Origin of the sequence: Shouchella oshimensis (assembly GCF_002019765.1) — a bacterium.
GTDB lineage: Bacteria > Bacillota > Bacilli > Bacillales > Bacillaceae_D > Shouchella > Shouchella oshimensis.
Window position 1 is genome coordinate 2,628,777 of sequence record NZ_KV917380.1, and the last position, 24,149, is coordinate 2,652,925.

The 24,149-nt window shown below is 41.8% G+C and carries 27 protein-coding genes; 1 reads left to right on the forward strand and 26 read right to left on the reverse strand.

Annotated elements, in window-relative coordinates; all coding sequences use genetic code 11:
• Positions 1-248: 248 nt before the first annotated feature.
• The 4 genes from BK583_RS13225 to BK583_RS13240 are packed head-to-tail and all read right to left on the reverse strand — an operon-like array spanning position 249 to position 2,229.
• Positions 249-1,151 (reverse strand): N-acetylmuramoyl-L-alanine amidase, encoded by a 903-nt coding sequence (locus tag BK583_RS13225; RefSeq protein WP_055736415.1) that lies wholly within the window; start codon positions 1,149-1,151, stop codon positions 249-251.
• Position 1,152: 1 nt separating this feature from the next.
• Positions 1,153-1,395 (reverse strand): phage holin, encoded by a 243-nt coding sequence (locus tag BK583_RS13230; protein WP_055736414.1) that lies wholly within the window; start codon positions 1,393-1,395, stop codon positions 1,153-1,155.
• 49 nt (positions 1,396-1,444) lie between these two features.
• The gene (locus BK583_RS13235; protein ID WP_055736413.1) at positions 1,445-1,852 is read right to left on the reverse strand and encodes a hypothetical protein; all 408 of its coding nucleotides are present in this window, start codon (positions 1,850-1,852) and stop codon (positions 1,445-1,447) included.
• The gene (locus BK583_RS13240) at positions 1,789-2,229 is read right to left on the reverse strand and encodes a hypothetical protein (RefSeq protein ID WP_055736412.1); all 441 of its coding nucleotides are present in this window, start codon (positions 2,227-2,229) and stop codon (positions 1,789-1,791) included. The genes BK583_RS13235 and BK583_RS13240 overlap by 64 nt, the downstream gene beginning before the upstream one ends.
• A gap of 110 nt (positions 2,230-2,339) precedes the next feature.
• Between BK583_RS13240 and BK583_RS13245 the strand changes: the two genes are divergently transcribed.
• Entirely contained in the window at positions 2,340-2,798 is a 459-nt protein-coding gene (locus tag BK583_RS13245) for a hypothetical protein (RefSeq protein ID WP_055736411.1), read from the forward strand.
• 69 nt (positions 2,799-2,867) lie between these two features.
• Here the strand turns inward: BK583_RS13245 and BK583_RS13250 are convergent, their stop codons facing one another.
• The 22 genes from BK583_RS13250 to BK583_RS13355 form a co-directional block, all read right to left on the reverse strand.
• Positions 2,868-4,268 (reverse strand): phage tail protein, encoded by a 1,401-nt coding sequence (locus tag BK583_RS13250; protein WP_055736410.1) that lies wholly within the window; start codon positions 4,266-4,268, stop codon positions 2,868-2,870.
• Between the two features lie 65 nt (positions 4,269-4,333).
• The gene (locus BK583_RS13255) at positions 4,334-5,242 is read right to left on the reverse strand and encodes a hypothetical protein (RefSeq protein ID WP_055736409.1); all 909 of its coding nucleotides are present in this window, start codon (positions 5,240-5,242) and stop codon (positions 4,334-4,336) included.
• An 87-nt stretch (positions 5,243-5,329) separates the two neighbouring features.
• Complete coding sequence (locus BK583_RS13260; protein WP_055736408.1) at positions 5,330-6,157, reverse strand: hypothetical protein; 828 nt, start codon at positions 6,155-6,157, stop codon at positions 5,330-5,332.
• 80 nt (positions 6,158-6,237) lie between these two features.
• Positions 6,238-6,519, reverse strand: a complete 282-nt coding sequence (locus BK583_RS13265; protein ID WP_055736407.1) for a hypothetical protein — start codon at positions 6,517-6,519, stop codon at positions 6,238-6,240.
• A gap of 11 nt (positions 6,520-6,530) precedes the next feature.
• Positions 6,531-7,382 carry a hypothetical protein gene (locus BK583_RS13270; RefSeq protein ID WP_055736406.1) on the reverse strand — a complete coding sequence of 284 codons (852 nt, stop codon included), beginning with the start codon at positions 7,380-7,382 and terminating at the stop codon, positions 6,531-6,533.
• Entirely contained in the window at positions 7,375-8,529 is a 1,155-nt protein-coding gene (locus tag BK583_RS13275) for a glycerophosphodiester phosphodiesterase (protein ID WP_055736405.1), read from the reverse strand. The genes BK583_RS13270 and BK583_RS13275 overlap by 8 nt, the downstream gene beginning before the upstream one ends.
• 10 nt (positions 8,530-8,539) lie before the next feature.
• A complete protein-coding gene (locus BK583_RS13280) occupies positions 8,540-9,361 on the reverse strand; it encodes a phage tail family protein (RefSeq protein WP_055736404.1) in 822 nt (273 codons plus the stop codon).
• Positions 9,358-15,150, reverse strand: a complete 5,793-nt coding sequence (locus BK583_RS13285; protein WP_055736403.1) for a peptidoglycan DD-metalloendopeptidase family protein — start codon at positions 15,148-15,150, stop codon at positions 9,358-9,360. Before BK583_RS13285 ends, BK583_RS13280 begins: the two co-directional genes overlap by 4 nt.
• Positions 15,151-15,211: 61 nt before the next feature.
• Positions 15,212-15,829: a hypothetical protein gene (locus BK583_RS13290; RefSeq protein WP_139366191.1), complete on the reverse strand. Its 618-nt coding sequence runs from the start codon at positions 15,827-15,829 to the stop codon at positions 15,212-15,214.
• An 80-nt stretch (positions 15,830-15,909) separates the two neighbouring features.
• Entirely contained in the window at positions 15,910-16,140 is a 231-nt protein-coding gene (locus tag BK583_RS13295) for a hypothetical protein (protein WP_055736401.1), read from the reverse strand.
• A 77-nt stretch (positions 16,141-16,217) separates the two neighbouring features.
• Positions 16,218-16,709 carry a hypothetical protein gene (locus BK583_RS13300; RefSeq protein ID WP_055736400.1) on the reverse strand — a complete coding sequence of 164 codons (492 nt, stop codon included), beginning with the start codon at positions 16,707-16,709 and terminating at the stop codon, positions 16,218-16,220.
• 109 nt (positions 16,710-16,818) lie between these two features.
• On the reverse strand, positions 16,819-17,370 hold the full coding sequence (locus BK583_RS13305) for a hypothetical protein (RefSeq protein WP_055736399.1): 552 nt from the start codon (positions 17,368-17,370) through the stop codon (positions 16,819-16,821).
• Positions 17,370-17,792 carry a hypothetical protein gene (locus BK583_RS13310; RefSeq protein ID WP_055736398.1) on the reverse strand — a complete coding sequence of 141 codons (423 nt, stop codon included), beginning with the start codon at positions 17,790-17,792 and terminating at the stop codon, positions 17,370-17,372. The genes BK583_RS13305 and BK583_RS13310 overlap by 1 nt, the downstream gene beginning before the upstream one ends.
• Positions 17,789-18,268, reverse strand: coding sequence for an FtsB/FtsL family cell division protein (locus tag BK583_RS13315; protein WP_055736397.1), 480 nt, complete (start codon positions 18,266-18,268; stop codon positions 17,789-17,791). The genes BK583_RS13310 and BK583_RS13315 overlap by 4 nt, the downstream gene beginning before the upstream one ends.
• Positions 18,261-18,569: a hypothetical protein gene (locus BK583_RS13320; RefSeq protein WP_139366192.1), complete on the reverse strand. Its 309-nt coding sequence runs from the start codon at positions 18,567-18,569 to the stop codon at positions 18,261-18,263. The genes BK583_RS13315 and BK583_RS13320 overlap by 8 nt, the downstream gene beginning before the upstream one ends.
• A 29-nt stretch (positions 18,570-18,598) precedes the next feature.
• Positions 18,599-18,931, reverse strand: a complete 333-nt coding sequence (locus BK583_RS13325; protein WP_055736395.1) for a hypothetical protein — start codon at positions 18,929-18,931, stop codon at positions 18,599-18,601.
• Positions 18,932-18,940: 9 nt separating this feature from the next.
• Entirely contained in the window at positions 18,941-19,198 is a 258-nt protein-coding gene (locus BK583_RS13330) for a hypothetical protein (RefSeq protein WP_055736394.1), read from the reverse strand.
• 11 nt (positions 19,199-19,209) lie between these two features.
• On the reverse strand, positions 19,210-20,226 hold the full coding sequence (locus BK583_RS13335; RefSeq protein WP_055736393.1) for a major capsid protein: 1,017 nt from the start codon (positions 20,224-20,226) through the stop codon (positions 19,210-19,212).
• A gap of 49 nt (positions 20,227-20,275) precedes the next feature.
• Positions 20,276-20,665 carry a hypothetical protein gene (locus BK583_RS13340; RefSeq protein WP_055736392.1) on the reverse strand — a complete coding sequence of 130 codons (390 nt, stop codon included), beginning with the start codon at positions 20,663-20,665 and terminating at the stop codon, positions 20,276-20,278.
• A 3-nt stretch (positions 20,666-20,668) separates the two neighbouring features.
• On the reverse strand, positions 20,669-21,343 hold the full coding sequence (locus BK583_RS13345) for a hypothetical protein (protein ID WP_055736391.1): 675 nt from the start codon (positions 21,341-21,343) through the stop codon (positions 20,669-20,671).
• A gap of 107 nt (positions 21,344-21,450) precedes the next feature.
• Positions 21,451-22,551 carry a phage minor capsid protein gene (locus BK583_RS13350; protein WP_055736390.1) on the reverse strand — a complete coding sequence of 367 codons (1,101 nt, stop codon included), beginning with the start codon at positions 22,549-22,551 and terminating at the stop codon, positions 21,451-21,453.
• Positions 22,548-24,146 (reverse strand): hypothetical protein, encoded by a 1,599-nt coding sequence (locus BK583_RS13355; protein WP_055736389.1) that lies wholly within the window; start codon positions 24,144-24,146, stop codon positions 22,548-22,550. The genes BK583_RS13350 and BK583_RS13355 overlap by 4 nt, the downstream gene beginning before the upstream one ends.
• Positions 24,147-24,149: the final 3 nt, after the last annotated feature.

The following is a 24,149-nucleotide window of genomic DNA, read 5'->3' on the forward strand; positions in this document are numbered from 1 at the left end:
AGCCCCGAGTCGGGGCTTTTTTGTTTATGCCAACTTACTCTCCCTCATCTGCGATTGCGATACCCCTAAAATAAATTAAACCCTTACTCCAAAGAGTAAAGGTCTTTTTGCACATGCCTCACCTTTAACAGGATTGCATGCGCGTCGCACGCGAACGCACACCCTACATGTTATTAGGTGAGTATATCATAATTACGCTAACTGGTTAACTCTCGCTCTCACCTGATTATACTGCGCCTGTGAGATGCCTAATGACTTCCTACGCGCCTCAGACCATTTCCATGCTTACCTGCTATCACCTCTCTAGCCATCTGGTCAATGGATTTAGCAGGACTCTTTGTTCCGCCACCTGCACGACGGTTAACCTCAGCGCGCACTTTTTCATATTCAGCCTGTGAAATACCTAGCGAACGTCTACGGTTATCATGACCATTGCCATGTTGATTGTTGATGACTTCCGTAGCCATTTGAGCAATGCTCTTTTTAGGCTTGGCCGGTGCTGGCTTTGATGATCCTAGACCTGATTTCCGGTTAACTTCCGCGCGAACCTTCTCATACTCGGCTGCACTGATACCTAATGATTTACGACGGTTATCGTGCCCGTTACCATGCTTTTGAGCGATTACTTCGTCCGCCATTTGGGATATGGACTTTTTGCCAATCGACGGCTTAGAAGGTTTACTTGCAGGTTTCTCAACCGCTCCTTTAATCCGATTACGAACAGCATCCATGCTAATTCCCGGGCAAGTCGTAGAAGCATTTGGCATTTCTCTATGACCTTTCACATTATCGACACTGATGTTAAGACGATCCATATTGTAAGCCACACGCTCGTCCCATGCTTTTTCTTGCGCCTCTGTAAACGATCCATTACCTACTACACAAATATGGTAGCAATAGTTATTTGCTCCACCTACACCGTTTGTAATCTCGTTTGGATCATAACAAAGCTGGACAGTGCCATCACGGAGAATAATTTCATGATAACCACCCGTTCCCCATCCTCGCGTACCGTTCCAATAACGCCAGAACGTCAAGATATTCCCTGTTGTGGTTCCTGAGTGGTGTCTTACGATATGGGTTACAGCCGATAGTTTTCTTGTTCCATTTGTTCTTTGAGTTTGACTACGGATATCATCAATTTTTGTCATCTTATTTATCTCCCTTCGCTAGTCCGGCTTTAACTAACTCTTGCTTTTGTCTTTTGCCTCTCCATGTCACATAGTTGTTTCTAAACCATGTCCACACAGCAACAGCTGCAGTAATACCCCATGCAATCATTTCACCCCATAGCTCCTCACTACCGGGTACAGGGTTTAAGCCTGCTGATACCAAAAACTGATTGATTAACGCTAAAAACAAGACAGTTGTCCGTACCTTTGTTCCTTTATCCATTCAAATCATCTCCTCATTAAAAATCCCCCGTTGAGTCTCACAACGAGGGTTAAAACGGTGACCAGCTACCTTTGCTTAAAAGCCAAAATAAAAAGCCTATAAAGGCTGTGTTTCCAAGCAACGACAATATTAATTTATACATGTTTCGATTACGTTCATGCCGATCTTTGCGAGTGTCCTGTAGGTCGGCAACTGCTTTTTCGTGCTCCTTCAAAGCGATATCCTGCTCTTCTAGCTTTCCATCCACATATTTCTCTCTCTTGCCTGTCTGTTCCACCATACCGTCAATGGCTTTTGTAAGCCCCCCTAGAGCATTTGATACCTCAAGCATTGCTATTTGGTTCTCATGGGATTGCCGGATAAACATGGTGTTGAAATCATCAAGGCGTTTGTTTATTTTTGAATCCTCTTTTCGGACAAATTCTCTAATCTCCGCGCTGATTTTCTCATTTTCCACCAGTCGTCTCCTCCCATCCATGCAATAGATAAACAAAAAATCGCGCTTATAACATGTATAAACGTCAGTATTGATACGCTAGACGCATCCCACGTGGCTAAGGCCAGTAGCAAATAGATAAATGCTGCTAACAATCCACCAACTACTAGCCAAATATAGCGGTGCCATTTAATCGTCATAGCCAGAAACAAAAGTAAGGCTCCTGCTAAACTTAAAATAGCCCAACCCCACTGAGGGATTAGACCATTCATTAACCGATATGTTTCTGATGCGAGAAAGCGTTCATTTGATACGATTACTAACCAGATGCCCCTAGCTGTTAAAGTTAGCGCGAAGTACAAAATTAAAGCGTCTAGGTTTTTCAAGTCATTCCTCATGACTCACCTCCTTAGTTAATAACAATAGATTAGTTTATTTTGGCATAACCAAAATCTTTTATTGATGACACTCGACAATTACCCGATATAAGATAAGGGGGTGGTTTGAAGTGAATTTTAATATTACAGAATTTAAGATAGAATTAAAAATGGAAGATCAAAAACCCATTTTATCAATTAGTGATTATACTCTAAAATCACTTACGAAATTACATCGGGACTTAATATCAGACCAAAATGAAGTTAAAAATTTTTTCATTAAGGATCAAGTATCACTTGAAGCATGTATTGCTCACATTAAAGCAAAACTAGAGGATTACTCACCTTCCTCACCGGCAATTTTTCCTTTTATAGCTATATTCATTGGTCTATTTGCCATAGCGTTTGGGTTTATTGATATCTCAAATTTAACGGAAGAAGGCGTTAATAATGTATTTAATGGTTTAATAAATTCCGCAATCTCAATCTCAATATTGTATTTACTCATTATCATTTATGATTTTGTTAAAACTTTAATTAGGAAAAAATTAAATTATATATTAAGTATGCTAGAGTCATTTCGTGCATAAGATTAAGCTCTTCGTTTATTCACCACCTATACCTCGGTAGGTGGTCGGGGACCGTGTGCGCGGTCCCTATTAATCTTCTGGCGGTACTTCTAATTTATCTAACCGCTCCTCTATGCTCTGAACTCTTTCAAGCAAAGGGTTGATAATGTTGTACACTTCCTCGATTTGATCATCAGTAAAGCCTTTTTGCCTTAAAATTTCAGCATCTGTATAATCCCTAGCTTGATTCAATGCCCATGCAGCACTCTCTTCGCTTCCAAACTCTAATTTCTGTCTGTCTGCTTCTGAAAAATGCCTAAAGTTATCATTCATATGAGTGGTTAAGCTTTGACTGTTTCCGCTAACTGCTTGTTGAGCAGCCTTTGCTACTTCATTAGCGTTGATTGACTCTTGTCTAGCGACCGCAACAGATGCATTCAACACATCGATGCGTTTGTTATTCTGTTCAAGACCATTGATTTTGTCTGTGATGTCACGACGAAAAGAGCCCAGTTCGACAACGGGACTTCTGTTTTCATATGGGTAACGCTCGACGGAAATGATCTTCGCTTGAATATCGAGCTGCATCTTTTCATGTATGGCCCAAATATAGTCCCCTAATTGAAAGTCATGTAGCTTAAGACCATTCTCCACTAACTCCTCGTATTCCACTTCTAAGTGATAGTGCGGCAGTCCACTTGCTTTACGTGCCGCCTCTGCATCGATACCAGCTTGAGTGGTAAAGCGGTCATCCTGAAAGAATGCTTTATACAAGCGTTTCTTCCCAGTTTCATGATCGGTATAGCGCCCACTGTGTTCAGACTCGTATATCGTCTTAACGATCGGTTGGTCAGTCTCCTCGTTCATCCGCCCCCAACCCTCGATGTAAGTAATGATGTCAGATCCGTCTTGATGCTCACGAATCGATTTAAGGTTGTGACCATGGCGGAATTGACCATCGGTATAGCGCGCAATTTCAACAGCTATGGTTAGATGTCTACCGTTTATACGGTAATGCACACCGAAACGATCCATAATCTGTTGCATCATTTCTAGCGCCGAAGCACGGCCGAAGTTTTCAAAGTCTTCACTAGGCAGATCTGCACCAACAAAGGTATATGCGACACCTGTGTTTGCTAAAGCAAGATCAAGCGCACTCCTGATGCGTAAGGCACCGGTTGTTTCGGTTGTTTGATACTCAGCCTTTAAGATATCAAATATCTCATGACGCGCCTCTATGGACTTTACAACGGTGGTTCCAAGCGGATCATGATCATAGGGATCAATGACATAGCGCTCGTTCTCGAATATGATTGCTTCTTTTGGTAAGAGGAGATCAAACAGGTGAGCGTTTCTCTCGTCCTTTTGGATGCTGAATGAGAAAAATTTCTCGCCATCGTCGGTCTCTCTTGCTACCTCTGCAAAGGTGCCTGTGAGTGGTTCAAACACACCGGACATAGTTTGGATAATAATTGGATCAGTTTTTTTCATGGGACCTCCTTTCAAAGATAGAGCATTCCTTAATAGGAATGCTAAAGTTTAGAAAAATCTTTAAATCATACACTATATATTTCACCAGCGGAGCTGTTGTCTAGAAAGTTTCGAGCTTGATCTTTAGAATAGATATCCCCATTTAATAATTTTACTACTTCGTTGTTTGTCAGAAGTCTTAATCTATGATGTTTTTGATCAACTTCACGTGTGATCTTAAACAATTTATTTGCTTGTAATTTCTTTTCTTGATCATTCAGTTTAACAGGTATATAGAAATAATTATCAAACGTATCTCTGAAAGATTTGTTATTAATTTCATTATTCCTGTTGTCCCTTTTATTAAAATTACTAATTTCCCTGATAATTGATAATATGTTTGTCCTCATCAACCTTGGTGTATCTGAGCCTTTGTATAACCTCTTAAACCTTCTATAAAGTGAATAATCTGCTCTGTTCTTTAAGAATTTTTCTACATCTGGAGGGAGTCCTAGCTCTCTGTAGTCGCACTCTAATATATTGAGCGCACGATCAATTATATATTCGCCTTGAGAACCGAAAACCTTATCTGTAATCCATGATTCGTTTGCGTAAGAATGTCTAAAACCTAACTCTTGTAATCTTGGGTAAAGATAATAGTGATGAGCCATATTCTCAATCATCGTAGCGCAGTAGTCTAGACTTTCCGGAATCTCTATATCTGGATATCTAAGAATGCGCGGAAATCCTTTTAAAAAAAGTTCTGCATGTATAAGTTCGTGAACAAATAAAGCATTTAATTCAACATTGTTAAAAGGGACTTCAATAGATATAATTTTTTGCGCGTAATCAACATAGTGAGAAGCCAGTGCAATATCAATTTTATGACTACAATCTGACACTTCGACAATAAAGTTTCGCTCTTTTGCTTTTTTCTTTATTTCTTGAAAAAAAGAAATTTTCTCTAGTTCAAATAAAACGTCATTTGCCAACATTATCCCCCTCTTTCATCTTCCATTATACGACAAAAGAAGGGGGAATCCTTCAACAATATAAAACGACATCTACCAGACAGTAGCGTCCTATTGTCTATTAAAATGATCAAAACAAGAATCGCAAAAGTACACATCTTCAAACATTTCTCGTCCTTCGTTGTCAAAATTCATAATGTACTCGCATTTATCACATTTAGCTACAGAATGATTGTAATGACATAATAGACATTCACCTTGCTCACCACCTAAGAGTTCGTTGGCCGCCACCGTAAATTCTCCACAATCATCACAAGGGAATTCTAAAACCGCGTCCGGACCTCCATCTTTTATTCTTTCATATTCCATAGAGTAAATCTCTCTCAAAATATCTTGCTTTCTAGCTTGTTCAATTCTATTTGTAACCACATCATGATAATTGTGACCTTCGATAAGCTCTAAGTAAAATTCATAATCTGCAGAGATTAGTAGATCCTCTATTGTAATATCCAACTCTTCATCAATAAACCTAGCTATAAAATGCAATAAGAAAATCACATTCTCGTCACTATCTTCACCATAGGCAAACTCTGTGTGTATTGCTGAATCCCTCAAGATTTTCAAAATTTTATATGCGGATTCTTCTTCTTCAGTCAATTTAGAACTCAAATCTTCTTCTAACATTTTAAATGCAGTTCCAACGTGAATTGTTGCTCGGTAACTTGAATCATTGCTTTTATTTTTTTGCTTAGCATAAATAGCATCTTCGTCTTTCATTCTAAGTCGTTCTAAAACGAATAAGTCTATGCTGTTAATAAGATTTACTATTGCTTGTTTAATGTCTGTAATCTCATTACCACTATTAACATACTCATATAAATGATGTATACCATGTTGAAATGAATCTGTCGCATTGTCTAAAATTGATAATTTGTCCATGTTTTCGCCTCCTTTTTTAAAGATATCAGAAAGCGACTTCTAATAAAAATACATGTCGTAGGTCTAAATACTCAATATCGCTATATAATTTCTGAAACCAATATAGCTTCAGCAAATTCATCTAATCCCAAAATGTAATTATAAGACTGTTGAAACGATTGTGGCGCATTAAAACGCATGTCAGTCGGGAACGTAAAAAAGCGATTCCCTAAGAAATTCCGTTTTGACGAATCCTCGTATATTTCTAGCGTGCAATTGGTTGAAGAATGGGTTGCGGTTATCCGGGAAACCTCATGAAACGCATTGCTAAACTCAAGTTCTTTACCAAACTCTGTAATTGTTACATCCATTAAAAATGGCATGATAGCTCCTCCTATTGTTTGACTTCTAATGAAATAAACGCATTTTCTCCTAATTCTTGTGGATCTGCTGCTATACCGTCCTTATCTGCAAACCAATAAACACACTCATGCGTCCCTGTGGAGTGCAAAATAGGAATTAGTAAACGACTTGGAACAGATCCGTAATAAATTTTTCCTCTTGTATAAGCAGTACCAATTGGCGTAGGGCTGTCTTCGTCCCTAAACACATTGGCATGTTTATACCTTATTGTGAATAGCTTTGTCTCCTTGTCCCATGACATACTCTCAATGCCATGTGTGACACTCCTATAACTATTCGCACTTAGTCTGACTGCGCCCCACTCATCTCTCCCTGCGTCATAACCAACGATACCCATTGCGATAACTTGGGATTCAAGCATCTTTCCGTCATAATTAGACGATTCAACAGTAACAAAAGGTTCGTGAAACTCTGCTTCGCCACCTAATGTAGGACTATTAAAGAATCCAAATTTAAGTGCCAACACTTTAATCGCTGGATGGTCAGGCGTGACCCTTAATGTATATAAACGTAGATCTTCACTATCGTCTATCTCTACATAATCCCAGTTTGGATTCGTATTTAATATTCGGTTAGTGTTAATATCAAAGAATTCGAACCATACTCTCGGTGCACCGCTGTATTTTCTTGCGAGTACATGTACTCGGTAAACTGAGCCATGGGTGATGGAAGGGAAGTAATACGTCATACATTTTTGTCCAACTACTTGACCTTTTGAAATTCTGATTTTCGTTTTATCAGCGTCTAGATAGACTAAAGAACCGATTTGAGCGCCATCCGATCGCATCGAATCAAAAGATCCGCTTTTAATCAAATTACCCATAAGAACGCACCTCCACTAAATGGGACAAAGAATTCACAGCATCAGATAGAACCATGCTTAGTCCGTTCGAAATGATATGATTCTCAACCGTTTGAGGTGCGTTTTCGATTGAACCACCAGCCAAGATATCATTTGCTTGTAAGATCTTCACCGTTTCAATATTATTATTTAATTGTCCCGGAGAAATAAAAGACAACACGCCTTTATTCCTTTTTAAACAATTAAGTCTTTCTTCAATATTCGTTGAATCTGTTCCAAGAAAACCTACATTCATTTGTTTTTCAACCTGTCTAAATTGATCCATATCGGATATTGACCTGCATAGAACAACGACACGATCTTGCATGTTCGCTTTAAAAATAGCTTGTTGAACGGCTTTGTTGTATCGTTCGTTCATTGTACCTTTTGGATCTATTAAGACCATACGAATGTTGAAGGTTCGGCAGGCTTTTAAATATGCTTCTAGACTAGGAACATGAACTTTAGCTGCATTAGGATTCGTCTTAATGCCTGCATCTAATAACTTAATTTGGTTATAAGTCATATCAGCAACCATTCCACTACCAGTTGTGGTTCGGTTAACAGAAAAATCGTGCATCAACACTGGCACCCCGTCAGAAGTTAATTGAACATCAATCTCTACACCTTTAACGAAATTCCGCAACCTACTAAGCGAGAAGATAGTGTTCTCAGGTGTTCCAATGGTGCACCCTCTATGTGCGATTAAATGGAACATGCCACGACCATGAAGAGGTAAAACTGTCTGTTGATCGTTTAACCTTTCCCCAAGAGTGCTATAATTTGCACCTCTTCTATCCGTCTTAGCCCTATTAATTTCCTCACCTGCTTGTGCCAACTGTCCGGTAACTGCTCTATAGTCACCATCTAATCGATCAGGATACCAATCATACGTTTCACCGGTAACGGTATTTACTTTAGCTGCTCCGACCTCTTCAATCGGCGTTCCAGTTTCAGTTGCTTTTTTTAGCTGTTCTTTCGTCATTTCAGATTGCCACTTGGAATCATTGGCGGTGTTTACCGCCTTTTGTGATCGCTCACGCGCTTCTTTTGACTCCTTATGCAATCCTGTTATATCTTCAAGTGTTTGATAAAGCCGTGGGCCTACCTGATCGTTAATACCTGACATGTAATCCCTCCTAGAAATACAAAAAGCGGAGGTCGAATTCAATCGTAAAAGCTCCGCTTGTTCCCGTTATTTCAAATATGTTTTCTCCTACCGCTAACGTCATGACATTACGGTTTGTTTGTCCAAAAATCGAAGATCCGTTTTTACGCGAAAAAACACCATCTAAGACAATGGTGTCATTTTTATTGCTTGTTCCGTTGTACCGCCATACTTCGCCAGTTGTCCGATTCGTAATCGTGAGGTTGTTGCTTGCGCCTTTGTAATAAATGCGTAGGTAATCATGACGTCCATCCACATCTGTGTCACCCAGGTTCCATACGCTAAATCGTCGTTGCGTAAATTCGTACGAGAGAGGCACACCAAGCGGTATATTCTGCCCGAATGCCCATACATCCTCACGAAAGGTAAAGTCGTTTCTAAGCGTACCTAGAGACTCAGCATAGGGGCTTTTCGATATGAACGGTACCTCAAATTCCCCAACAGGTCCCGCAATCCGATTAACAGAAAAAGAAGCAGCGCATTTCACACGCCACCTCTTTCGTGATTCTTCGCTTGTATAAACAATAAATTCCTCTCGGCTATCGAAAATTCGAAACACCTGCGAGCGTAGCATTGCATAATGATAGTTATTAACGCCGGTTAAGTAAAAGCGAGCGTACAGCGTACGCCCTTCGTATGTTGTGCCTAGATCGGCATAACCATCTACACCCGGTCTTGTAGAGGTTTCTGTTACCGGGGAGGGAGAGTCTATGATGAAATCAGAGCATATCAACCCTAGTTCCTCATCCAGCACATATTTTGTGCCATCTAGCCTTTCTACTGTAACAATCATCGCCTTCCCCCTCCCTTCATAATGCTTTTATTCATAGCCATATCTGCTTGCAGTTGGTTGATTGGCTTAACGATAGACCTCGCTAATGATCTGCTATCCACGTTTAAGACAAGCTCATCAGGCATCCCTTCAAAGCCTTGTCCAACTAACTGATTAAGCTGTTGCAGCAAGCTAACCACTTTGCTGTCATTGTCTGTGAAGCCAAGGTTATCACCCGTCTCTTTCCAGATTGCTTTTTGTCTTACGCGTTTCGCTGGATCGTGAGAGATAACCGACTCTGCCCATCCACCTTCTGCAATCCAAGCTAACTGAGCCATGTCTACAATACCGCCATCCGCAAAGCCAGAAGGGTTGAGCGGTCTGCCATTTCGTCGCACTTCGTAGTGTACGTGTGGCCCTGTGCTGTCACCAGTTGAACCTACAAGACCAATCGTTTGCCCCGGTCTGACGATATCACCAACAGATACGAGGTTACGGCTGTTGTGGGCATATCGATATTCTAAGCCGCCACCTGACTGTACATAGATGACGTTTCCGTATCCTGTACCCCATCCGCTTTTTGTGACTCGACCAGCGGATTGTGAAGGCATTGGCGTACCACTTGGCGCCGCCCAGTCATCACCATTGTGCGGTTGTATTCTACCCGTGATAGGATGACGCCTAGCCGGGTTAAAGGAAGATGACTTTCTAAATGGAGACGGCCAACCCGGACCATTGCCTCCGCCACCTGCGCTAAAGTCAGGCAGTAAGCCTTTCACATAATCAATGACCTTATTCTTGGCATAACCAAAAGCCCCTTTTGACATCTCACCCATGCCACCAGGGAAGCTAGGAGCGACAACGCCCATAGTATCTAATACTTTATTCATGAGGTTCTTAGCACCTCCTGCCATCCAGTCCCATACGTCCATTGCTTTGTCTTTTAGGGCACCAACACCGTTTTTCACAGCGCCTACAGCACGTCCACCCATGTCCTTTGTCCAATCAATCGCACCGGATACAAATTTACCAACGCCATTGTTGTAATGAGGCAGGGAACCTAAGAAGCTTTTCGTATCGGGACCACTCATGACAGCGGTACCTCTTGGCATGTTGACTAAGGTATCTGAGTCAGGAGACATCGCCAGCCGTCCATTTGGAAACTGAATCAATTCCTCCATACCGCCATCACCGACCATCGCAAGACCGCCAGGGTGCCCACCTGTACCTTTAGCATATTGCGGAATTTCGCTGTTGTTTAGCTGACGTCCTCTATTGCCTCCACCTGACGCACTCGCATAGTTCGGCTTCCATTCTGGCAATCTAGTGCTTACTCCGATCTTATCAAGCACCCAGTTCACGCCACGAATAACGCCGTTAACACCTATTGATAAACCATCCAACATGTTGTTACTAACTTTCTTTATACCATCCATAACTTTGCTGGCCATCGATCCTATACCGTCACCAATTCGCTTAGGAAGCCCTTTTGCTAAATTGACCATATCAGTGAACTTATTCTTGATGTTCGTCCACATGTCATTCAAAATACCTGACACTCGATCTTTCGCAGTATTAAAACCATCGCGAATCCCATTCCGTATGTCTGTGACACGACTACTAATACCGTCGTAAATCCGCTTCCAGATGCCTTTAATGAATGAAAATACGGTATTGAATATTGAAGATATGATATTTTTCGCGTTATTAAATGTCGTTCTAATACGGTTGTATATGTTAATAACAGCATTTCTAATCGTATTAAAGACCAGTTGCCATATGTTTTTAAGAAACGCAAATACGGAATTGAAGATGGATTTAGTGTTATTGAATATATTGATCCAACCTTGTTTGACTGTATTGAAAATCTTCAATACTAAACCTCTTAAAAAGTTAAAGACGTTATTAAACAATGACGTAATAAAGTTTCGAACTGCGTTAAAAATTGACTTTGTGGTGTTGAAAATGTTCGTCCAGCCTTGTTTAAAAGTGTTAAAAACCGATTTAACGGTATTAACAACAAACGAAGCAATTGTATTCCACACCGCTTTAATAAAACGCCATACCGCATTAAAAACAGTAGATGTTATGGCTTTTATGGCATTGAACGACGTTTTCACGTTCAATAACACCATATCGAGAGCACCTTTAAGAATGGATCTAATTATTGTCCACGCGCCACTCAATATAGTCTTGATTGAATCCCATAGCCCTTTCCAATTACCTGTAAAAAGAGCAACAAAGAAATCAATGATACCAATGATTATTTTAAGAGCACCTTCGATCACACCAACGATAATAGGAAAAATAATTTGAACAACCTTAAGGATGTATTCGATTGCCGGTACCAACACTTTATTAATGACCCATACAACTACATTTAAGGCTTTTTCAATCATCTTTGCTGCAACCAAAATAGCGACTCTTATAATTGGAAATACCTTCTGTACTATTGATAAGAGTGCAGGTAAAACAGATTGAATGATTGAGAGAACCACTTTAATTAACACTGTCAAAACAGTTACTACTGTTGTAATTACTTTCTCAACAACTGCTAATATCACAGGGAAAAGCTTCTGAACTACGCTTAGTAAAGTCGGAATTATAATTGTCGCGATTATCTTTATCACTTGTCCGACTGTCTCAATAATACTAGAGATAATCGGAATAACTTTTAGAACAAAACTAAAGATCTGTGTAAAAATCTTTTTTACGGCATCAAGAAACAACGGCAATACAAGCGATACAATTGTCATGATTGCTTTGATAACAGTCTGTTGGATCTCTAACCATGTAGAGAAGAGTTGTTTTATAATTGGAATGACTAATGGAATTAAGGTACTTACTGTCGTAGAAACAATCTCAACTACTTCGCTAAAGACATCGCCTATACTTTTGAATGAGTTTCCTAACTCCTCAAAAACTGGTTTTAATGATCCGAAACTGTCTTGGATCGTATCTTTTGTTTTATTCAACTCAGGCATTAACTCAGATAAAACATCATTGAAAGCATTTCTAAAAGCATCGAAAATCGGCTTCAATGCTGTCATAACCGATGAAATTGTGTCTCTTATTCCGTTCCAAGCTGACTGTATGCCCTCTCTGAAACCCTCATTCGTTTGATACAAACGATAGAAAGTAGAGATTAAACTAACAATAATCCCAATTATGATTCCAACAGGTCCAGTCAGACCTAACAGCCTTGTTCCAAATCCCGCAATAGCTGGAGCGACCATTGATAGTGCTCCACCCACGCTACTAAAACCCGCTTTTAATGAATCTGTGAATCCACTAAATATCGATGAAACACGGTCTCTCATGCCTTCACCGAAAACATTCGCAAATCCTTGACCTACGCCTCTGAAAAACCCTTTAACGCTCTCAAAACCGTTACTCAACCCTACAAGGAAGCTGTCTTTAAACCATTCAGCCGAGGCTTTACCAAAATCTGAAAAGAACGTAAGTATTGCTGTGCCTGCTGTCCCGAGCCAATCTCCAACGGCAGACGCCGCGACCTTAATACTTTCAAAAACGCGATCAACTGCAGCTCGGAATGTTTCAGAACGTTGGTATGCAGTATAGAAAATAGCTGCTAAAGATGCCAATAAAACAGCAATAATCACATATGGGTTTTTAAGCATTGTTAAGTTCAGCGCTCGCATTCCGGCTGTCATCCCAACTAAAACACCACGAACTCCTTTTCCACTTTTAGAAAATGCTAACCAATAAGCGCGATTCGCTTTTAGAAGCGCTGTATTAATGGCGATTGCGGCACTATTGGCTTTTTTTGCAACAGTTAGAGCTACGAAAGCCACTCTACTTGCGACTAAATATGTTATTAAACCAGCTAGTAGTGGTGCAAATAATTTCGTATCTGCCATGGCACTAGTTAACGGTCCTATAACTTCTTTCAGCGCAATTGCCAAAGCCGAAAAAGCCGCCACTAATGTCATGCCGACTATGCTAGCTATTGGTTTTAAAGCCTGTCCAACATCTTTTAACACCTTCAAAAAATCACCAGACAAAAATGTACCTATGTCTTGAAAAGTGTCGTTGAGTGGTTTTGCTGCGGGTTTCATCATGCGAAATGAATCCATAATTAAATTAGTCATATTACCAAATGAATTTCCAAACCAACTCATAAATGATTGCAAACCCGGTTTAATCGGTTCCATTAAATTTGCCATATTGGAAGATATGGACGATTTCATTGAATCAACAGAACCAACCCATGTGTCTTTCATTCGTTCCATTAAGCCACCCATGCTTGCGGTAGCTCCAGCAACGCCATCGGTACCATTCTGCATGCCCTCAACTAGATCATCTATCGCTTCTACTGAAGACATGGAGCCAGATGAAATTTCTTTTTTCATTTCATCTACGCTTTTATTCGTTTGATTTGCCAATATCTTAAGAGCAGGAACCCCAGCAGACGCTAACCTGTTTATTTGATCCATACTGAGCGTACCGGAAACTTGCATATCACCAAATGCGCTTGCAATCTGATTAAGACCTTCTGCTCCTTTACCTGAACCTGCAGCCGCATCACCGATTGCTTGCATTGTAGGGATAACTTTATTCTCGTCCATACCAAAAGCAACTAAGTTTCTAGCCGTTTCTGCTAAATCAGGAAATGCAAAAGGTGTGGTTCTAGCGAAATCTAGTACATCATCTAAAAATGCACTTGCATCCTCTGCGTTGCCCATCATTACTTCTAAAGATACGTTTGCATTCTCAATTGCTGAAAGACGTTTCATTCCAGTTCCAGCCATAGAGCCAGCACTTAACAATCCTAATACCGCTGCATATCCCTTTACAACGTTAGTAGCTTCTCTAAAAGGGGTTATTATAGAATTTCGAACAACGTTTGCGACTGTAGAACCTGTTCTAGCTGCATTAGTTGAAACACTAACCAATCCATTGTTAAAGTCAGTAAGTTGTTTTCTTGCGCCACCCAATACATTAGATAGCCCTCTCCTAAACCTACCGACTGCACTTGTAGCCTGATCCGTACTCTTAACAGCTTGTCCCATCCCTTGCGTAACTTGCTGTTGCATCCCGCTAAACTGTCTTGAAAGTAATCCTGTTCCGATACCTACATTGGTTAATCGGTTTTCTAAAGCAAGAGACGCACCACTGACTGATCGTAAGCCTGACTGTGCATTAGAAGAAAAGCTTTGCATACTTTGCGTCATTCGCCTTTGAGCGTTTCCGAATTGCCTTGACATCTCGCCTGTGCCTACACCTACATCCGCTAAACGGTTATTAAGTGATAGAGCGGCTCCGCTTATACTTTGAATACCTCTGGTTGTATTAGTGGAAAAGCGCTGAAATTCCCGTGATGCAACACCTGATGTTCTTGTTGTTTCATCTAAACCCTTTTTAACAGCCGGTATTGATTTTGCGGTACCGTCAATGGATTTCTTGAGAGTGTCCGTTGCCCGCACTACTCTAGGAATATTTCTCGATGTGATTCGAGTTAAGTTACTAACTCCACTCGCTACTCTTCCAGTAGAATCAGAGACGTCTGTCATCCGATTCCCTAATTTAAGAGTCTGCCCTTCGGCATTTTTCATCCCTCTTGCTAGACGGTTTATACGACCAGTCATTTTAACTGTTGTACCATCTGCGCGTTTTATCTGTCTTTCAAATGTCCTAATGGACTTATTTGTTCCTGCCATCGATTTATCTGCACCGACGGTACTTTTTGCAAATGCTTTTATGTCTGAGTCAACCTTTTTCATAGCCGCTCTAATCCCTTTAGCTTGAGCGGTAAACATCATACGCATTTCTCTTACTGTTGTAGCCATCAACTTCCCCCTTTCTCCTTGAAGAAGGCATAATAAAAAGCCTCCCAATTGGGAAGCTTCTCTATTTAACTAACGCAACAACTTTAGGGTACTCTTTTTTGTCACATCTGAAATACAAAGTGTATTCAACGACACCATCTTTTACAGTCATTACAGCTAAAGAGTCATCTTTTTTCCTTCCACCTATTGCCGCACCGACAATTGCTCCTGCACCAGCTGTTAAAACACCACCAACGATTGCGCCGGCTGCTGCCTTTCCCGCTGAACGCTTCCCCTTCTCATCCCAACTAAGAGAGGTTATTTCAACTCTGGTATTTCCAAATACTATATTATTTTCTTTTTTACTAGGTGACAAAGTAATTTTCCCTGGTGGTATTTCAGGGTGCCCGCCAAGATAATCTAACTTAACTTTTTTCTCTTCGTATTCGGACTGGTCTTTTAACTGTTCCCGAATGCTTTTACCAGGATCGGGCGTCCACATATCTTCGATAGCTTCTTTTGTGTAACCGCCTTTTTCCATTAGCTTCTCATCAATTTTCTTGATTTTTTCTTCAATCTTCCTTGTTTTCTCTTCGTCCTTTTGCTGCTTTAAAAGCTTCTTTTCTGCTTTTTTCTCTTCCTTTGCTATCCTAGTAGCTTCTTTTTTCGCAATCTTTTCTTCGCTTTTCTTAAACATCACGATCACCTCTACCTAGTCTATTAGTAGTAGTATACGTGATTCATTATATAAAAGGATTCATTCGACAAAATAAGACACCCTTAATCTAGAGCCATTCGTTTCAAGCGCTCCTCGTCCCACTCGTAAACCTTCGCAGTATCTTGCTTTTTCTTTGGCTCAAGGCTTTTCACAAAGTCGCGTTGCGCATTCGCTTCTTTGCGATCCTGCGGTTGTCTAGCGTTAATTCGAGACACATGGTCCATGTATAGAGCCAACTTCTTCTCTTCCACCTTTGCCTCGTCCTCTTCGAGCGCCATGTCCATAAACTTCAATAACTCAACAGCCTTGCCGTTAACAATTTCAGATCGACCACCAAGCTTATGCGCAAGTTTGATGATGAAGGCTTCGCTTATGCTGGCGCCTTCGACTTCTCTCCCGCTACCTTCTTGCCCAACTGGATAAACGTAAGTTTGGCCTTGGTTCCAGCTAAAGACTTTTTTGCGCGCTTCCACAGCTTCTCGATATCATTTTCTTCTATAACGGCATCGTAAATATCCAATGCATCAATTGCTTTTTGTTGTACTAAGATTTTATATTCCACGCCTGATAGGATGGATAATAGTTTAAATGCTTGTTCAGGTAGATAAACGGCCAACGTATCAAATGAACCTGTTAACTTCGCAATGAAAGCCATATCTGCTTCTTCGCCCTCTTCCTCAGCGTTAAACAGTTCCCCGAATAACTCTTTTAATTGACTGTCTTGTTCTACTTTAGTGAAGATATCCTTAACCACTTTCATTAATTCTTGAAACTGAAACAAGTTTAAATCCTCTACTGAATGTTGTTCTTTTTGTACTACACCATTGTCATCTTTGTATATTACTGTAACTTTTGTCGCCATTATATGCCTCCTAATAGTTGAGGGGCAGAAGCCCCTATTTTATTATTCCTCTTCTTCAATTGGCTCGTCTAAGTCCCCGTCCGGCTCATCCGGTTCCGGCTGGGGGACATTAGGGAGTAGCGTTTGGATCAACTGGACCAACGTAAAAGAAATTCCCTTTCTTGTTTGCATCCATTCCATCGCGCGGGTACATCGAGAATGTCAATGTGATATTCCCTTGCTCATTACCAAACGCCCGACTCCAATCACCCGTTGATGCCATCTTGTAAATGGTGATATCAACTTCTTCATCTTCACGACCGCGTGGGTGTATACGAATCGGCTTCGCTTTTTCTCGCATAGATGAACCGATCTTTGCATCAGTGATACCCACCTTTTCACCTGATTCATTTTCTACCGAATCTGTGTAACTCATAGCCGCTTCTAGAATCTTCAAGCTCTCTTCAAACGCTACAATCGTTAATTCACCTGTATAACCAACAATTCGTTGATCGACGGGTGTATTACCGAAATCCGCAGCCACAATATCCTCTAATTCAGGCGTAAGCGTTAACTCCCCACCCTCTGCTTGGATAAGTGTTTTACCATCAAAATTTAAAGCGTCTGAACCTTCACCAACTGTAATGTCAGCCATACCAAATACCGCTTTACTCGGATCCATTATATTGCCTCCTCTAGTTTAATTAGCTCTACGTCAAAATTAATTGACCACGTATTTATGTTATCCACCACACCCATGTCAATGGGATCTTGGATAGCGGACATCAAAAAAACGAGGTAGCGTTCGCGCCACACCTCGTCTTTCACCTCTTGTTCAATTTGTATTTCAAAACGACCATCTTGCCCTCGCATATGGAAAAGGTCAAAGGTCTTTTGCGCTGCATATTCCGCATACTCCCAATCAGATGAACGAATCCATACCATGAAGTTAGGGAGGCGCATACGCGTTTCAGTCTTTGCAGGAGAACGACCGCCTTCATAGTAAACCGTCCCCGTATGATCAGAAGCAGTATATTGCCCGATCGTCCATTTTAGGTGACTCAATTCACGTTTTAGTTCATCCATCATCCATAGCTGAATCATTTGCGCCCCCTATCGATCGTCCGTCTTAAAATTCGATCACCTGTCTGTTGAAAGTCCCTTTCTGTCACTCTAACAGCTCGCTCCATATATAGCCTACCCGGTCGTTCTCCACGAAAAGCAGGCTTATTATGTGTTCGTCTACCCTTACCGCTCACATAATATTTATCGCCCGGCAACTTGTCGTGTACACCCATTCTAGGAGGTTCATAATGTCTTCTTAAAGCGTACTTCGAAGAAGAACCACCTTCAAATTCAAACCCTTGTCCCTTTTTCTTCGGTGGATCAAAAGAGATAGAGTCCTCTAAATCCCCTTCATCATGATGTACAAGTGCTTTAGTTCCCTCTTCCAGCAACGAACTGTACTTGCCTAGCTCTTGAATGGCTGCGCGCTCAAACCTCTTAGGCATTGCCTTAAACTCTTTTTCAAGCTCTTTCAACCCTCGCCATTGAACGTTCATAAAATCGCGCCTAGCCACCGTACACCGTCCTGAAATAGACCTTCGATCCGCTAAGGTTCGTTGACTCTTCCCAGTTAACAACCTGAGCCTTGCGCTCCTGGCCGAATGTGTCTGTATACGAAATGGTTGAGTCGAAACCGAATTCAACATCAGGCGGTAAGTCAAATTCAATACTCGTTTTCTCTTCCACACCCTGACGGTTACGCACGACCCTAACTTTGTTTGTGACACGCGCTTTTGCCGGCGTTTCTTTAGGTGCTATAGGGCGACCGCGATTGTCCGTGATAGGATTGCCATTTTCGTCTAACTGCGTTGTCATGACGACTACATCGTCTCTCATAGGAGGTTTCATTGTAGCCGCCCCACTCTACCTTTAGACTTAAGCAATGATCTTACTTCAGGAGCAATCTCGCTACCACCTATTGAAGCTGTAACGCGATTAGTAGAAAAAGAGGATACCCCTTGTCTTCGCAACTTAGCGTATTCCTCTTCTTCCCCTTCAAGCATGTACAAGAGTTGTAAGGCTACAGCGCGTTCAGACAGAAGTGAAGCACGGTAGTGCGCTTTAAGTACCTCCTGCGCATTGAACACATGCTTTACCTTGTCATCAGAGGATAACTCATCATATAAGGCTGTAAAGGGCATTTGAGCGAGATAAGCGTTTATAGCCTCATAATCCATTCCAATCACCTACTTCTTTTTCTGCCCTTTTTCCTTTTGTTTCTCTTGAGCCTCATGTCCTTCGGAGTCCCCTTGCTCGGCTTCGGCATCAGAATCCTCCTTCTTTTCATCATCCTTCTGCTTAATCTCTTCTTTCACAGGTCCGATGATTTTAACATAATGGATTGATTCAAGGTACTTCGCTGACTTTGTATCAATATCCAGCTTTTCGCCTTTCTTTTTTCCATCAACAATGGCATCTAATACTTCAACTGTATGTTTAGACATGTGTTACCTCCTTATGGTGTAAATACATCCAAGTGTTTAACTAAGAATGGGTTTTCGAGTACAGGGAACCCGGCACCAACTGTTTCAACTACAGACATTACAGGTTTTTTCTTATCTTCTGCTGTTAGCAAAATACCCGGTTGAAAGTTGTTCTCTAGTGTCGGGCCAAGAAGGTATTTACCTGCTCCGCTTGATGCCATAACAATCCGGTTAACCGGTAGGAATTCATTCGAAAGAGTGTCCGAAGTTTCGTTATCCTTATACGTTATAGCGCGGTCTAGCACTACCTCGATTGAAGGCAAACCAAATTCCTGTAGCACGTTATTTAAATTTGCTTGAGACGCACGATTAGAACCCTCTGATCGACCAGCCTCTGCAATAATTTGCTCGTTCTTTAGCATCATTTGCAGAACCTGACGCGACATCAACATGGTTTCAGGAAGACGACGATTCAAATCGGAATATGCTTGAACTTGCTCTTCTAAGAAGCCTAAGATATCAAAGTCAGGTGAACTAAAGTCATTCCCACCTGTAAGAGCTACTTTGTTTTCAGCAGGAATACCAAAGTCAAAGTCAAATTTGATCTTGTTACGGTTAGTGGATAGCTCCCCTTTACAAAGCGCCTCAGCTTTCGCCAATTGGATAAGGCGGCGCGTTGCATCAACAATATCTACAGCACGAACCGTAATGCGGTCAATTGCATCTTGATAGCGAGCATTATTTTGCGCCTCATGAAGCGCCTCGATCTCGCTATACGTTACGATGTCTTGTAGACCAAACTGGGCAATCTCACCCATGTAAGAAGCAATTTCATTACGATCAACGGTCGGTGGTTCTGAACCTTTCCCGATGTAACCGGCTAGGAAATTATTTGTCTTGATGATGTCACCAGCAAAGTTACGCGAGAACACGTTCTCTGTTGGCAAAAAGCGATCAGCAAATGAAATAGGAGCATCTTGCTCCGACTCATCGACCAACGCACGAAGCGCTGGCTGTTGGAATTCTTCTAAGTGTGTAATACCTGGCATTTTGTTTCCTCCTCGTTTTTAAACATAAAAAATACGCCTTGTTTGGCGTTTAGATGTGATTTATATAGCGAATAAGCGGTCTTGTAAGTTCTTTGAATTTCTCTGTTACCGTATCAGGAAGCTTTGCTTCATAAACTGATGCTTTGATAAGTACCTCACCAATGATGACGTCATGTTTACCATCAACGTTTACATCAACATTTAATAACGCAAAATCATCATAACCCTCTGGCGCCTCTCCGCCTTCACCATCTGCATAAACCTCATATTTACCAGTATCAAGGTTCCGACAAACTGGCGTGCCAACAGGTAAGTATTTCGCTCCTGTATGCTCTGCATCGAGCGTAATACCGTGTTCAGTCCACTGCAAATCTCGCGAAGCGAGGATATTGATACCGCCTTTAAATTCAGTACGGCCGTGTTTTAACGTATAAGACATGTGTTATTCCCCTTTCCGATTTTTGTTTCGTCTTGCTTGGATACGAGCGTAAGAACTTTTACCAACCTCGTAACCATCTGGCTTTTTCGTTCTACTATTATTCTTTTGTTTCACTCCTGGTCCATAACCAGATTTAGAAGATTCCTCTTCCTCCTCTTTTTCAGTGAAGTACTCTGGAAACTCTTCTGCTAGGTCTTCGAATAGCTCCTCTAAGTTCGTTGGTTCGCCATCATCATCTAATTCGATCTCATCAATACTGATAAGCTTAGCTGCGAGTTTAGCGTTGAACTTATTTTCCATAGCGTATTCTTTGACCGCTGCCCTCTTCTCTTTACGCTCAGCGCGGGCGAGACGCTTTCCGTACTCGTCCAACTTGGAATCTGATTTATTATCATCTTCTTCGTCGTCCGTACTTTTCTTGCCTGCAGCTTCTTGTTTAAGGCGCTCATATTCTTCAAGGTCAACGTCCTTGTATTTTTTCAAACGCTTCCCGAGTTTCCCCTTCATATCTGCCTCGTATTGTTTTTTAAACTCTGGATTCTTCAGTAATTCAACGAGGTCAGGAGTATCGTCTCCTTGATCGTCGTCTGAATCATCATCGTTATTATCCTCAGCAAACATTTGAAGGTTCATATCTAAACGTGGCGCTTTTTTCTCAAACAATGGTTTAGCAAACATAATCGTTCTCCTTTCATCTGCGCTTCTGGTGCGCGATCCCATTATTTACTCGTACATGGTTAATGTTGCGTTGTGTCGCAGCACGGTTTGACACGACAAATAAGCCACTATCCACTAGAGGCTTTTGCGTTTCGTTTGATTGCTCGCATTTCTGCTTTCTTATCTCGAAAATTAAGCGAGTTGACTTTCTTCATACGTCTAAAGGCGCCTAATGTCTTAGGGGCATCATCACCTAGCAACATGACCATTTCAGCGTATTGTTTTTTTTCTGCATTGCGCTGTACGCGTTGTTTCTGTTCTCGCTCATACGCTCTCTTTTGAGCAGGAGAGCGAACATCCTTTACAGGATCAAACGCCTTCCACCGCTCTTGTTCTTCTCGTATTTCTTGAGGTGTCTTGTATTCCATCACGTAAGGCCTGCAAGTACAACGGCAGTTCGGATGAAACGGCGGTAGCTTGATATTGTTGTCATTGATTGACGCAAACCCTTCATGCTCACCTGTTAAGCTCACGACTAAGTTTTGATACCGAGCGCATACCTGACACGTTTGCCCCTGACCGCTTATCTTGACGGTTGTCACTCCGTTTTCAGTGTAGCGATTGACAGCTCCTTTCGTGTTAGCATCCCTTAGTTTCGTTCGAACCACTGTACTAGCGTAGAAGTCGATTGGTAACAATTTTCCATCAATGGTGCGGTGTCCGACAATGCCATGTTCTTTAAGCCTCTGACTGATACGAGCGGATATCACACGGTTATGATCACCTTGAATGGAACCTCGCGCCATATCATCTTTAAACGTCTGTCTGACCTGATTAATATCTGCGGTCACGTAACTCTTTGCGACTTCGAGCGAAGCTCGTATGTCTTCCAATCCACTGTTTGTGATCTCAAATAACGCCTCTCGGTGTAACTTGCGCTGTAGAATGGGACGAATAACCGCTTGGTCACTCTTCGCAATGACAGCGACCGCCAACCCCTCTTCTCGTAGCAACGCATTACCTGTAATCAAACCAGACGTGTACGCTTCTAAGATTTCGTTAGGCAAGACTTCTTCAATGGCGATACCTAAACTATCGAGTGTGTCAGAGATCGAACGTATAAGCTCCTGCGCGCCTCTGTCGGTCGATAAACCTTCTACACTACCGACGTTACGATAGATGTCCTCTAATGCTTCTGAGAAGTAGCGTAGGAGTTGGTCAATGTTCATTCTTCATCGCTCGTCAACGGCTGGTCGCGGTTATCAAGGTAACTCGCTAAGGTGCCACCACCGAATGTATTAGGCGTTTCAGATGCCATTTCTAGGCGCTCTAGCTCTTGCTGTATCCATTCTTCTGATGCCAGAGGGTTACAGTTCCTTACGGTCGTTTCAAGGCTTTGTGTGCCTTTCTCGTAAGCCATCGCGTTCTCTTCTAGTAATTCCTTGCGGCTAATTGGGATCATAGAGCGAATTGCAATGTCCGGTTCCTCAATCATAACTGCGCTGTCCTCTTCCGCCATGAGCCACAAGATGTTTTCATAGAGCTGTTGAAGGAAGTAGATGTACTCGCTTTGAATCTGCTCCGCTTTTAGAATAGATGTTAAAAGATCGTAGAATTTCGCTACACCACTTTGAGCGGATGCGGTACCAGTTGACTCACCTAAGTAGTAATCAATTGCCTTCGAGCTTGTACGCGTTTCTGACAGAACCATCTGCATAAGGTTGCGCACAGTCTCAATGTCACCGATCTTACTCGTATCAATTTGAATGATCTCAAGCGCTTTTCCGTTATCATCAAACGTTGTTATCTCTAAATCGCGATGATCAATCTTCTTCTCCGGGTTATCCTCTCCATAGCGTTGAGCCGCTAACTCTTCCAATCTGCTGAATACCTCTTCGCTCACTGCAATACGAGGTTTACCATTACGCTCAAAGGTTATGGCCGAGCGCGTCAATGTCCAGTTGATCTCATCCTGCTTCCCCTCTATGCCTTTAAGACAACTACGACCTAGCGGGTTACGGAATGTCTTTTCGTTTGCCCAATACACAACAAATGGACGGTTACGCCCTTTATATACCTTCTTGAGATCCTTCATACCAAGTAGCTGTTTCGATTCCTCTTCATCGACCGGGATAAACTCAGTGCTGTTGTCCTCACCCATAAAGAGTAGATGTTCGGTGTGTAGTCCGTCTTTCTCCACTCGTTCACGGTAAACGTGTAAAAAGCGGTCGTCATCGATCTTGCGGTCATAAACGAGATCAACGCCTAAATCGTCATCGTGCGGGAAATAAACGTCACGCTGTTTCATTTCCATACGCGGGCCCAGTTCATCGATCCATACACAACCAACTAAGCCACCATCTACCTGATGCTGCACAATGTTCGTCCAGTGCTCGGTGCGCAGCTTGCTGTTCTTTTCAATCTGTTCAATGATCTCTTGTTGCGCGTCCAGTATTTCAGCGTTTAACGAGTTGTCATCTGGTCCCTCTATCATGCTGTCCGTTTCGTCGTCCAGCTCTTCGATCTGTTCTTGTCGTCTTAGAAGCGAGGATGTAACAGAACCAATCGAGCGAGCAACGAGTACCGCAGGTATCTCCGGTATCAACTTACTCACATTCGCTATGATATAAGGCGTCTGTATTTGTTGTGCTACATGATTCCCCTCTGCTATTGCGTCTGTGATCTCGCCTTGTTGCACCAGTCGTTTAGCGCGAGGGAACAGTTCAATATGATTCCCTTCGTAAAGGTCCCGATACCGCTCAATACTGCCATGCGTCTCTTCTATGATGCTCTTGTCAAACTTGTCCCACGTTCGTAATGCCATGTG